This window comes from Psychromonas arctica (assembly GCF_036697365.1).
Taxonomy (GTDB): Bacteria; Pseudomonadota; Gammaproteobacteria; order Enterobacterales; family Psychromonadaceae; genus Psychromonas; species Psychromonas arctica_A.
This window is the reverse complement of the sequence record NZ_JBAHZA010000001.1, coordinates 60,036-73,177: the sequence shown is the minus strand read 5'-3', so window position 1 is coordinate 73,177 and position 13,142 is coordinate 60,036. Positions and strand designations below refer to the sequence as shown.

Sequence of the window (13,142 nt, the reverse complement as noted above, 5' to 3'; positions counted from 1 at the left end):
TAATAACGTATATTTTAAACTTCTCAATTTTTAAGTTTTGCATTGATAGATGAAAATGCCTGTTGCCATGCTATCAGATCTTCTTTTGTATCAATGTCATAAACTCCATTCACTAACGTTAACGTTTTTAATTGTTTAGTTTTAGCCAACTCTAGTAATAGAGGCTTAGCACCTTGATCTCCTTGTAATTTATTTAATTTATTAAAGTGTATCTGATTAAAAATAGCCGGTGCAGCGAGTTGATTTTGGTAATACGAGCAAACATTAACTTGAGTTTGTAACCAAAGTTCGACCAACTGTTGGTAATCATCAATATCTACTCCTATATGATCACCCAAGGTCAGTAACATATCAGTTGCAGCAATTTTATGAGTTGCTTTAACGGCAACTTTAATCGATGACGATAAGCCTTCACTACTGTTTTCATTGATTATTACCTCCGTTGAGCTAGGTAATAACCTCTGTATTTGTGTTTGATTAGTGCCTAAAACAACAATAACTTGGCTTTCAACGTTTAAATTGCACAGGTATTTAGAGAGGGCATTGAGTTTATCTAGCCCATGTAATAATAATGGTTGAGTAACTTGTTTTCCATTTGGATTTGTTGCAGTAATCGGCTGAATCAGTTTGATACCATTGAAGCGGCGACTTTGACCTGCTGCCAACAATATTAGACTGATTTTTTTATTCGTTTGGTCATTCATCTTTTTTAGTTAGCTTTCCATGTAACACCGCATGGGACTCCGCTAAGATACTTAACGCAATGGACTCGGGTAACTCACCGCCGATATCAAAACCAGCAGGAGCGGAAAAGAAACCTGAAAAGTTTGATAAATCAACTTGTGCTCTAGTAAATACTTGGTCTCTTCGATGGCATGGTCCAAGCAAAGCAACGTAGGCTGGATTATTACTTGCGATTAATTTCAATGCTGATGCATCTAACTCTAAGTTATGTTGCATCACAACAACTGCATCGACTTTATCAAGATGAGTTGATTGCAATGATGAAATAAGGTCTTTGTTTATTGTTGTACCAACAAAATTAATCGGGTGTGCATAGCTACTTCGTTGGTCAAATACAGATACCCTCCACCCCAATTGCAACGCTAATTTAGCGAGAGGTTGAGCATCTAATCCACCGCCAAAAATAGCTAAGTGAAAACGCGGTCTAAAGACTATTTGAATTTCCTTACATGTTGATTTTGTGACGTTATTGAAAGAATGTTTCGATTGGCTTTGTTTCATGTGAATAGTTGAAACTTGCGTATTGATCGTAGTAGCAGGTGTGCCTGTCTCAACAAGAGGAATACGATATTCACAATGATTATTTTGTATTTGCTGTCGAAGTGTTTCTAAATGTAAGTAGTTATTATCTGATGTCACTGGAATTAATAATAAATCAACAATGCCACCACAGCCTAATTGATGACTCGCATCGGTTTCATCACTTGCGTCATAAGTGACATTAATGGCTTGATCTTGTTGAATTGAACGCTGTGCATGGCGGAGTAAATCACCTTCTAGGCAGCCTCCACTGACGAGACCAATACTTTTGCCTAACCCATGAAACAGCATCATTGCACCTTCCTTACGGTAGGACGAGCCTTGGATATTTGTGATCACTGCAAGTACCCAATTATCATTAGGAAACTGTTTCCATTGTGTTAATAAATCTTCAATATGATGCGCCATTAAACCCCAGTACAATATTACTTTTGATGTTATTTTGTTAGATACCTATCGGTTATAGCCAGTAGAGTAGGTTATTTTATGCTACCTATTCGTTAATCTTATGAAAAACTTACATTGTGACTAAATACGCTTAGTAATTGTTAATGCTACGGTAATTTGGCATTTTATCATGCTTTTTAATATAGTAATTAAACATCTTATTATTCATTATGTTTACATGTTGGATATGATTAATGGAGATTTTTATGTGAATACTAGTTAAACATTTATAGGTGATACGTAACAAATTTTTTATTGTTTTTTATAATAGGAATTACTTTCATATATAATATTTAATACTACTATTTATATAGAAAATGTTAATTAAGTAGGATTCTAAAAGACAATCAGGAAGGGTACTATTATTTATACTTTATATTGGGATAAAGGCGGAGCCAATATGGCTAGTCACGCCATTTTTGAAGAATTAAATATTGACTACAAAATGGTCGAAATAGACTTATCAAAAAAAATGCAAAAGTCAGCGGAGTATTTAGCCATTAACCCTAATGGTAAAGTGCCTACCTTAATACATGATGGGCAAATTATTTATGAGTCTGCGGCCATCTTAATGTACATATTGGATCAACATCCAGAAGGAAACCTAGCACCTCAGTTTAGTTCTCCGTTACGTGGTGCTTTTTATCAATATATGTCTTGGATGTCTAATACGTTACAAGAGGCAGCTAATCGCTGGTCTCACCCTGAAAATTATACAAGTGATATAAGCTCTCACCAATCAATCGTTGATAAAGCGGCAATTGATTTGTCTTTCTGTTGGGAGGTTATCGATAAAGAATTAGCAGACAATGGGCCTTGGATATTGGGTGATACATTAAGTGGTGTAGATTTTCATTTGTTTATGATCGCATATTGGAGTCGACGTTATACTAGCTCAGCCCAAAATTGGCCAAACCTAAATAAGCATTATCAAACAATGTTAAAGCGAGAGTCTGTGAAGACGATGATGTCGCAGGAAGGCCTTTAATACTTTGTTGAGATACCTCTAATAATAGGTTTCATTTATTGTACACAGTTTCTATTTAATGGCATTTTTAGTCCTACCGATAACATGGAACAGTTAATCGTAAGCTTAGTAATTAAGGTATATTTATGGATGATGATAAAAAAAATGATGGGTATAAAGGCTCATCTAATAGGTTTGATTTCAAATCAAATGTGTTGCAGCTGACTTTATTAACTGAAATGTTTGATAGTTTTTCTGAAGCGGTCGTAGTTGCAAATATAGACAGAAAAATCATCTATATGAATGACACCTTTGCAGAGTTGTTTGGTTACCAAAAACAAGAATTATATGGTCAGCAAACAAAGATACTTTATGCTAATGAGGTGGATTTTTCAGAGCAAGGTAACAAACGCTTTAACATAAACGCAAAATCAACGCCTGATTCTTACAGAGTAAGTTACCAGCGCAAGGGAGGAGCCCAGTTCTTAGGGGTTACTTCTGGAACGACAATGCGCAACGCTTCAGGGGAAGTTGTCGGGTATATTGCATTTATTCGCTCTGCAAGGTCTGCCGAGCAGTCTCTAGATACATTACAACACATTCATAATATAACCTCTAATGTAGGTTTAACTTATGATCAACGAGTACAAGATCTTCTGCAAGTTGGTTTAAATCACTTTGGTTTTGAAATCGCAATTATCTCCCATATCACTGGTAGTGATTATGTTGTCGAAAGTTGCGTTGATATAAACAGCGAATTAAAACCTGCGACTTGTTTTGATATTTCGGGTACTTATTGCGTCCATACGCTAAAAGCCAATAAAACATTAGGATTTCACTTTACCGGTAAAAGTGAAATTAAAAACCATCCTTGTTATCAGAATTTTAAGCTTGAGTCTTATATTGGAACGCCTATTAAAGTAGATGGGAAGTTATATGGTACGGTCAATTTTTCTAGCCATTTTCCTACAGAGCCTTTTTGTAAAGATGATTATACTTTAATGGGAATATTAGCTGATACATTAAGCTTTATAATTTACAAAAAAATCTCAGAGCAAGAGCTGTTGTTATTAGCAACTACCGATGAATTAACTGGGTTATTGAATAGAAGGGCGACTTTAGAAAGGCTTGATGAGCAAATGTTGATGTCCAAGCGAGTAAATTATAGTTTGTGTATTATTTCTATTGATATCGACCATTTTAAACAAATAAATGATATGTGGGGCCATGCAGCAGGCGATAAAGCATTAGTTGAATTTTCCAGAATAATGAGCACGCTGGGCAGAAAAACCGACTTTTGTGGACGAATAGGAGGTGAGGAGTTTATCTTTGTAATGCCTGGCTCCGACGAGACTGGTGCTATCCACATTGCCAACAGTTTGCGAGAAAAACTGCAAGAAAATAATATTAAATTAAATGAAGAAGATGCTGTTAAGTTGACATTTAGTGCTGGTTTAGCTGTTTATGAAAATAAAGAGTCTGTTGAAACTTTGTTAATGCGGGCGGATCAGGCTATGTATCAAGCAAAAAAACAGGGAAGAGACCAAGTTTGTTTAGCGGAGATTATCGAGAAATAACGCTATAAAGCTTAACCGAATATAAACCTCGTTTATATTATGGTTTCTTTTTTTATTCACTGCTCAGGTACTATATATGCAAAGAAATCTAACATTTTTATCTAGTATTGTTTTATTAAGTTTAGTTTTTGGTTGTACTGATGAGGACAAAAAAAGTCAACAAACAAGTTACACTGATGAAAAGCTTATCAATGCCTCTGTCGATCCTAGCTTGTTTGCTAACGGCGCCATTGTTGGCGACGTTGAAACCGTTCAATGCACGTTAAGTGGTGGTACTAAAACTAGCTGTTATCGTATTACCATTGCAGGAGCGCCAGCGGATCCAAAATCCTCTCCTGAAGGTCCATATTGTCCACCTACAATCGAGTCTAATGCTGAAGAAGGAGGCACATGGATTGATGGTGAAGGCACTGTATATAAAGTGGATGGTGAATTTATTAAAAATTTATCGACACTTTATAAAGATAAAAAATGGCAAATGTATGATATTAAAACCGGTGAAGTTACAGTTATAGATGGTGCTAGAGGCTGTGAAGTTGCTGGTGACCCTAGACCTATATCAGGCTTTAATAACTTCTGTTTGTCTTGCTCTTTAGAAGATTTAGATGGCGGAATTCAAAAAACTGTTTTAATACCGATAGTGCCTGTTCCTGCTTCTAAAGTTACTGCTATTAACGGCCGATCTAACATTGGTATTGCTTTGAATGGCGTATTATTTGGTCCTCCTGCACCATTAGATATGATCTTAAGTTCTTATACTCTCGGCGTATTAGATGATTGTGGAGCACACGCTAATCCACATGAAGGTTATCATTATCACTCAGCTAACGGGTGTTCTGAGATTGGTATTCAGGAAGATGGCCATTCAACAATGATTGGTTACGCATTAGATGGTTATGCGATTTACGCTAAAACAGATAAAAGTAGTATCGAATCAAAAGGATTAGATGCATGTGGTGGCGAAACAGATCCTATACGTGGTTATCATTATCATGCGTCAGCAGCAGGAACTAACCAAATATTTGGTTGCTTTATGGGAGAAACCGGCCATTTTGAAGGGAAAGATAAAAGATCGGAAGGTGTTCCTGATGGTCAGCCTGACCCTTTAAAAGAATAAGTAACCTGACTAATGGATAAAAAAGCGAGTCAATACCGCTATTTATACGGATTTCTGCGTTAAATTATTTCTCAATAATCCGTTATTGCTTTAATAATTTGACTTGAACTACGCACAACTAGCAGTATTGCCTATTAAGTGATTTAATTATCTGATTTTATATAATATTTCGCTTCTATTAAACAGAACTGAGGTTAAATAAGTAGATGTATTTTAAGGAGATATTTTCAATATGGAATTAGCGTTAGCAGATATCATTAACTTAGATAAAAACCCTTTGAATGATGGTGCCTTTAGGAAAGCATGTAAACGTACTTTAGATGAGACAGGTGCATTGGTTATAAAAGAATTTTTAAAACCAGCGTTGATTCCGTTACTGCAACAAGAAGGCAAAGATAACCAACATCTTGCTTATTATACGACCAATAAGCATAACGTATATTTAACCGAAAACGATGACAATCATAGTGATTCACATCCTAAGAACCGCACGGTTACTTCTTCTAAAGGTTGTATCACTACCGATCAAATACCAAACAACTCGGTGTTACATTCTCTTTATGATGCTAGTGAGTTTCGAGATTTTTTATGTGATGTATTAGGCGAGCAAGCTTTGTATGAATATGCCGACCCATTATCGTCAATTAACCTACATTATGCGGATGAAGGGCAGGAACTGGGGTGGCATTACGATAATTCATCCTTTGCCATTACGTTAATGGTGCAAAGTCCTAGGGAAGGCGGTATCTTTGAATATGTAAAAGATGCTCGAGATGCCGACAATGGCGATATGAATTATGCGATGACAGGAAATATTTTAGACGGAGATATCGATACAGAGAGCTTATCAATGGAGCCCGGTACATTGGTGTTGTTTAGAGGCAGAAACTCAATGCATAGAGTAACACCAACTATTGGCGAGCAAACAAGGATGTTAGTAGTTTTAGCTTATAATACACAGCCTAATGTTAGTTTATCCGAGTCTGCTCGTATGACCTTTTTCGGGCGTTTAAAGTAAGGCCTTAAATTTTTATTATGTATTGGTTACATTAATTGTAACCAATACAACAATGATACTCCCAAACTACAGGTGATTAATGAACCTATCGTGGTCATTGCAATGATATTTGCAGCTAGTTCTGCACTATGCCCCATTGCACGTGCCATTACATAACTTGCTGCAGCCGTGGGTGCTGCGGACATAAAGAACACTAGCCCCAGTGATTCACCTTGATATCCTAAATGATAAGCACCAGCAGTAATTAAAATTGGCCCGATTACAATTTTCAAAATAGTTGAAAATCGACAATTAAAGCTATTACTTTTTAATGTCTCTATACTTAAACTTGCTCCCGTGCATAGCAATGCAACAGGAAGTGTCATATCTGAAAAATACTGACCAGTATTGATAATGAGATCTGGGACTGGAATATTTAATAGGAAACATACTAAACCTAGTAAAATGCTGATTATTAATGGGTTTTTGAAAATTGATTTAAGCATGCTTGTAATTATAGCTAGATTAAATCCTTCTTTTTTTGGAGATAAGATAATTACCGATAAAATATTATAGAGTATTGTGTGCGAAGCTACATATACAGCAGCTAAGCCCAATGTCGCTTCCCCATAAACATTACTTACATAAGCTAAACCAATAATTGCAGTATTACTTCTAAATGCACCTTGAATGATCACGCCATGTTGAGTTTTGTCAGCAACCCAGAACTTAGTGGCGATAATACACAGTAAATAAAAGATAAAGTTAGCGCAAATACCATAAGTGATGAGGTGAAAATCAATTTCTGCTTGATGGTCCATTTTTACAATACTAAGAAATAATAATGTTGGTAAAGTAACTTTAAAGACTAGCTTAGATCCTACTTCAATAAAACTATCATTAATGGTACCTGTTTTATTTAAAAACCAGCCTAGAAAAAGTAATAAGCAAATAGGGCCGACAATAGAAAAGGAAAATTGTAAGGATTCAAAAAACATAGTTTACCACTCAAAGGAATAAAAATTGATCGGCAATGAATCGTTTAAAATTAGAGTTGCAATCCATTGCTATTAGCTGATGTCGGTCTTCTAACTAAAGATACTGTCGCCCATTTGGTCAATGGCAATTTTAGCTTTTCTAATGGTCATCTCAATACAATCGTCGCGGCTAGCAACAACATCAGAACGGATGAAAGTATGTGTTTGTTGCTGTCCATTAGTTTGTTTAGTAATTGCAGCTGATAAACGGTATTGACCACCTTCGCTCATAGGAGAGGGAGTAATTATAAAACCTTTGTACTCGGTACTTTCTTCAACGGGTGCTGCTTCTGGTGCGTTATTGTTATCACTCGAAAAGAGTGATGTTAGTGTTGATAGAAATCCCATTACTTTAAATCCTTATAAAAATACGTTTATTAAGGTATTGTAAATCAAACTGCTTTCAATGTGTCATATATATTACATTCAGGTATGTTTGAATTTTAGATATAAAAAAAGCAACTAAAATAGTTGCTTTTTTGTTAAGTAAACCGAATTAAATAATTCAATATTTAGCGTTCTTTACATGCTTATAATAAACCTACAGCATTAGCGAATACCAATAAAATACCAATCGGTGCAACAAAGCGTAAAAGAATTAAGATTATTGCAAATGGTGTGCCGGTAAGGTTTAGCTCTTCTTGTAAAATGTTCGGTTTCATTACCCAACCAGCAAAGATAGAGATAAAGATACCGCCTAATGGTAATAGAATGTTAGCCGTTAAATAGTCTAAGAATTCAAAGATATCACCACCCATACCAAAAGATAATTTAGTCCAATCTGCACCTGCGAATGAGTAAATTGAACATAAACTTAATAACCAAATACCTACACCTGCAACAACAGCTGCTTTAGTTCGGCTCATTTTTTGACGTTCAACTAAGTATGCTGTTGGAGACTCTAGCAGTGCAATTACCGATGTAAATGCAGCAAATACAATCATGATGAAGAATAATGTACCAACAAAGTCACCAAACGGCATTGACCCGAATGCTAAAGGAATTGATTGAAATAATAAACCAGGGCCGGCACTTGGCTCTAAACCATTTGCAAATACAATCGGGTAGATAGCTAGACCTGCGATTAAAGCAACAATCGTATCTGCAATAGCGATAGTGATTGACGTCTTAACAATAGACACACCTTTAGGCAGGTATGCGCCGTATGTCATCATAATCCCCATTGCTAAGCTAAGCGTGAAAAAGGCGTGGCCTAGTGCTACTAAAGCACCTTCAATGGTTAATTGAGAGAAATCAACATGGAACATAAAATCAAAAGCGGCTGCAAAATCACCTACAACGGCAGAATAGAGCATGATGCCAACTAGCAATACAAGCAGTGCTGGCATTAGGTAGGTAATCGCTGTTTCTAGACCTTTTTTAACACCCTTAGAGATAACGTAAATAGCTGCAATAAGTGTTAAAGTAGACCAAACCATTAACTGAGATACACTAGTGATTAACTCAGTAAAGAGCGCACCAATCACATCCGCATTGGTTACTGGATTTGCAGCTGCTGCACTGAATTCGCCTGAACCAGAAAAGAACACGTAAGCCGCGGCCCAACCTGCAATCACAGCATAGAAGCTTAGAATAAGGAAACCAGCAATAACACCAATGGTACCGATTAAAGACCAGTGAGTAGAGCGTCCTGATTCTGCTGCAACGTGAGCGATGGCATTTGCTGGCGTAGAACGGCCTCGTTTACCGATAATCACTTCCGCCATCATGACAGGAATACCAATTAACAAAATACATAATAAGTAAACTAGTACAAATGCACCACCACCATTCTCTCCCATTATGTATGGGAATTTCCAGATATTACCTAGACCAACAGCTGCACCAGTTGCAGCCAAAACATACGCGTATCGACTTGACCATCGATTAGACACTTGTGTATCAGTACTCATTTAAATCCTTGAATGTAAAAAATAGGTATATTTATGCCTTTTACGACATAAAAATACCTATTGTGTAAATAATGCCGTAAGAATAATAAAAGTTGGTCAAAGAGGCTACTGAAACAGGCATAAAAACTAATTTAAGTCATAAATGAGAGGATTTTTGACATACTATGGTCATTTTATGAACGTATGGGCATTAATTACTAAGTTCTTTACTGCTCTCAGTTGACAGTAGTGGCTACTATAGGGTTATCTACAGTTGTTTTATTAAGTTTTTATATTCCTCTTTCATAATCATTTTAAATTGGAGAAAAAAATGGTCAAAGTTGAGAAATCTATTACTGCAAGTTTTGATGTTGATCCACAATGTGGCTTCACCCCACTTTGTCCAGATGAGTTACCTGTTGCAGAAGGGCATCTTATTGCAGAACAATTAAATGAACAGGCAAAATTTACGAATTGCCGGGTAGTCAGCAAAGATTGTCATCCATCTGAAGCGCCTTGGATTGCAGCATCGGCTGATCAAGTCATGACACCGGTAGAAGGTGATTATCCAAATTTAGATATAAAGTGGCCAGCACATTGTATTGTAGGAACAAAAGGTAACTCACTTATCCCTACCTTACCTAGTGAAGCGGAATATGACTTTGTCGTAGAAAAAGGCATCGAGCCAGAAATGCATCCCTATGGCGCTTGTTATCATGATTTAAATGAAGAGATAAGTACTGGTGTCATTGAATGGTTAAAAGAAAACAATATTAGCCAAGTTATTGTTGGCGGATTAGCCACAGATTATTGTGTGAAAACGACGGTTTTACAGCTAGTAAAAGCCGGCTTTAAAGTGATTTTAAATATGGCGGCTTGTCGAGGAATTGCAGATGATTCGATTCAGTTAGCTTATCAAGAAATGAAAGATATTGGCGTAACATTAATCGCCAGTAGTCAGGAGTTAGTATCGTAATGCAAAACACAAAAATAGATCGATGGTTGATTGATAGTTTAATGGATATCGATTTTTATAAGATAAGTATGTTACAAGCATTTTATCATGCCGCAGAATTTCGTCTCGTTAATGTGCAATGGAAATTCGCATGTCGGAATCAAGAGGGGTTAGATTTAACCGTATTAATTCCTGAAATACAGCGCCAACTCGAACACCTTTGTACTTTGTCTTTTACCGATGAAGAGTTAGATTATTTAAGTAAGATGCATTTCATTAAGCCTGATTTTATTGAGTTTTTACGCATTTTCAAACTTAATATGAAATTCATCCATTTGCATTCTGATGGTGAAAATATCAATCTGCGTTTTGATGGGCCTTTGTTACATGTCAGCCTATTAGAGATTTATGCTCTGTCCATAATTAGTGAACTACACACCTTTATTAATTGTGGTGGGTTTGATTTGTTTGTTGCTAGAGAAAGACTCGCAGACAAAATTAAATTATTAAAAGAAGAAAAAGACTTAACTGGATTAACCTTTATTGATTTCGGTACGCGACGCCGTGCAAGTAAAGCATGGCAAGAAGAAGTACTCGGGACACTAAAATCTGAATTTCCAAACGAGTTTTTGGGGACAAGTTGCGTGCACTTTGCGAGAAAACTTGATTTACCTGCGATGGGCACCATGGCACATGAGTGGTTCCAAAGTTGGCAAGCTGTTACGCGTCTAGCCGATGCGCAAAAAGCCGCTTTAGAAGGCTGGGTAAGAGAATATCGAGGGCGTTTAGGGATTGCATTAACTGATTGTTACTCAATGGATTCCTTTATGCGTGATTTTAATGACCCATACTTTGGTAAACTTTACGATGGTTTACGACACGATAGTGGTTGTCCATTTGAATGGGGTGAGAAAGCGATTAGTCTGTATCACACCATGGAAATAGACCCGTTAAGCAAAACTCTGGTGTTTAGCGACTCATTAGATTTCCCAAGAATGATCGAAATTTGGAAACGCTTTAGAGGCCGAATAAAAGTCTCATTTGGTATTGGCACTAATTTAATGAATGATGTTGGTAATCGTCCCTTAAGCATTGTGATCAAAATGGTCACGGTTAATGGCAAACCTGTGGCTAAAATATCTGATGAGCCGGGGAAAAGTATGTGTGAAGATTTAGGTTATTTACAATATTTAGCAAGCCAATATGGGATTGACCCGAGTATCGTGAAAGTCTCTAAATAGCTTTAATTAAAGTATCTAAAGTAAAAAGCCGGTAAGGTCGATGTTTTATCATCTACTTTTATCGGCTTTTTCATATACGTAACGTGCTTTATGCAGGAGCCTTGGAGGCCTCTACCTAATTATTTTTGATTAAAACGTCTTAATTTAGATAATACATCAATTAGTAAAGTGATATTCGATGCATCACTGTCAGCATTTTGTTCAATATAATTACCTCTCCTTTCAATGCCTTATATTATAAATATGAAAAAATGTATTTATTAAGCCATTAGACCACCCCTTTAGTAATATTTTAATAATAATACAAAAGAAGTTAATGACAATGATTATCAATTAAAATACTATTTAAGCTTAATGATACTCATTATTATATGGGTTGGTGCATAAAGGAAAAACAATGCAAGGGATGGCTATTTTATCATGCTGGGTGCTAGGTGCACTTCAAGGGGCGATCCTAATATTAATCCCTGAAATAATGTTAAAGGGAGAATTAACTGCATTTCAACTAGCAATTCCTCTTTCTTTAGGCACTTTTATCTTCATGTTTTGCTCCGGACGTTGGGGACATTTATTAGATAAACGCGCCTCTGAAAATAAACCTTCCATATTTATTCTACGTTGTGTGTTATTTGGCTTTTTAATATCACAATTGAGTTTTATCACCTTTCTACAGTTTACTTATTTTCAAGGTTTAATATTAGTTATTGCTCTATGTCTTACTCGTGTTGTTCATGGTGTTTTTTGTAGTGCTATTATCCCGAGTGCTCAATTAACTTTATTTGATGGAGATCAGAAAGGTGAAAGGTTAGTTTGGTCTACTATCTCTATAAATATAGGCCGATTAACAGCGCCATTACTCACTTTTGTTCCTATTGAAATCTCCTATTTTAGTTTATGGTTTATTGCCATTGTAACTGCTATCGCGCTTATGTTGACTTGGTTTAATCAATATAATTTATCTAACCACGATACATATCCACCAACAAAAACTATCAAAAGCACAAGACTAAACCTTCCAGCATTTTCTTTATTTAATAACCGATTATTAATGATTATATGCACCACGGCAGTACTAATTACTTTATTTAGCTCACAACTCCAATTTAGTTTAGGTCCACTATTTTTAACGTATTTCTCTGATGCTAAGCAAGCAAGTGAAATGACCGCAACCTTGTTATTCTCGGCAAGCGCGAGTGCCTTAGTTTCTTTATTCATTTTATATCGACCATTAACTCGTTATCCCAAGTTGTTTTTGTCGGTGATTGTGTCTTCGTTATTAATAGGCTGTGTCTTATTTGTATTACAAAAACATTTTGTTATTAGCGTGGTGTTATTGAGTTCAGCATTATCAATGGCACCAGCTTGGTATACAGCAATCGCAATGCATTCAAATTTATATAATAAAGCAAGAATCTCTGCAGCCGTTTCCCAAAGCCATACATTAGGTAATGCCTTGGGTGGGTTGTTAGGAGGAGTACTTTTAACCGTTGGTGAATTAAGCCTGTTACTAAGCTTTATCTTGATAATGGTATTAATTCTTATTGCTTGGTTCATGTTGTATCAACAATCCAGTGAAGGAGGTGCTGACTAAACTACTAACCATTTTATCGCTAACACTGTAAATAGAT

Annotated in this window: 12 protein-coding genes; 7 read left to right on the top strand and 5 right to left on the bottom strand. The window is 36.1% G+C overall.

Annotated features, from left to right (window positions below; genetic code table 11):
• Positions 1-23: 23 nt before the first annotated feature.
• Together V5290_RS00310 and V5290_RS00305 are read right to left on the bottom strand one after the other, a co-directional pair.
• Positions 24-704 (bottom strand): nucleotidyltransferase family protein, encoded by a 681-nt coding sequence (locus V5290_RS00310; protein WP_333380568.1) that lies wholly within the window; start codon positions 702-704, stop codon positions 24-26.
• Entirely contained in the window at positions 697-1,692 is a 996-nt protein-coding gene (locus V5290_RS00305) for an XdhC family protein (protein ID WP_333380565.1), read from the bottom strand. Before V5290_RS00305 ends, V5290_RS00310 begins: the two co-directional genes overlap by 8 nt.
• A gap of 385 nt (positions 1,693-2,077) precedes the next feature.
• Here V5290_RS00305 and V5290_RS00300 point away from each other — a divergent pair, with 385 nt between their 5' ends.
• The 4 genes from V5290_RS00300 (at position 2,078) to V5290_RS00285 (ending at position 6,410) form a co-directional block, all read left to right on the top strand.
• On the top strand, positions 2,078-2,719 hold the full coding sequence (locus tag V5290_RS00300; RefSeq protein WP_333381271.1) for a glutathione S-transferase family protein: 642 nt from the start codon (positions 2,078-2,080) through the stop codon (positions 2,717-2,719).
• A 125-nt stretch (positions 2,720-2,844) separates the two neighbouring features.
• On the top strand, positions 2,845-4,275 hold the full coding sequence (locus V5290_RS00295) for a diguanylate cyclase (protein ID WP_333380563.1): 1,431 nt from the start codon (positions 2,845-2,847) through the stop codon (positions 4,273-4,275).
• Between the two features lie 76 nt (positions 4,276-4,351).
• Positions 4,352-5,392 carry a YHYH protein gene (locus V5290_RS00290; RefSeq protein ID WP_333380561.1) on the top strand — a complete coding sequence of 347 codons (1,041 nt, stop codon included), beginning with the start codon at positions 4,352-4,354 and terminating at the stop codon, positions 5,390-5,392.
• Between the two features lie 232 nt (positions 5,393-5,624).
• A complete protein-coding gene (locus tag V5290_RS00285; RefSeq protein ID WP_333380559.1) occupies positions 5,625-6,410 on the top strand; it encodes a HalD/BesD family halogenase in 786 nt (261 codons plus the stop codon).
• A gap of 26 nt (positions 6,411-6,436) precedes the next feature.
• Here V5290_RS00285 and V5290_RS00280 read toward each other — a convergent pair whose 3' ends face one another.
• The 3 genes from V5290_RS00280 to V5290_RS00270 form a co-directional block, all read right to left on the bottom strand.
• Positions 6,437-7,387 (bottom strand): AEC family transporter, encoded by a 951-nt coding sequence (locus V5290_RS00280; protein ID WP_333380557.1) that lies wholly within the window; start codon positions 7,385-7,387, stop codon positions 6,437-6,439.
• Positions 7,388-7,477: 90 nt separating this feature from the next.
• Complete coding sequence (locus V5290_RS00275) at positions 7,478-7,774, bottom strand: HlyU family transcriptional regulator (RefSeq protein WP_333380556.1); 297 nt, start codon at positions 7,772-7,774, stop codon at positions 7,478-7,480.
• A 182-nt stretch (positions 7,775-7,956) separates the two neighbouring features.
• Entirely contained in the window at positions 7,957-9,339 is a 1,383-nt protein-coding gene (locus V5290_RS00270) for a sodium-dependent transporter (RefSeq protein ID WP_333380554.1), read from the bottom strand.
• Positions 9,340-9,649: 310 nt separating this feature from the next.
• Between V5290_RS00270 and V5290_RS00265 the strand changes: the two genes are divergently transcribed.
• From V5290_RS00265 to V5290_RS00255, 3 genes are all read left to right on the top strand, one after another.
• Positions 9,650-10,294: an isochorismatase family protein gene (locus V5290_RS00265; RefSeq protein ID WP_333380552.1), complete on the top strand. Its 645-nt coding sequence runs from the start codon at positions 9,650-9,652 to the stop codon at positions 10,292-10,294.
• A complete protein-coding gene (gene pncB, locus V5290_RS00260; protein ID WP_333380550.1) occupies positions 10,294-11,514 on the top strand; it encodes a nicotinate phosphoribosyltransferase in 1,221 nt (406 codons plus the stop codon). The genes V5290_RS00265 and pncB overlap by 1 nt, the downstream gene beginning before the upstream one ends.
• Positions 11,515-11,911: 397 nt before the next feature.
• Complete coding sequence (locus V5290_RS00255; protein WP_333380548.1) at positions 11,912-13,105, top strand: permease; 1,194 nt, start codon at positions 11,912-11,914, stop codon at positions 13,103-13,105.
• Positions 13,106-13,142 lie beyond the last annotated feature (37 nt).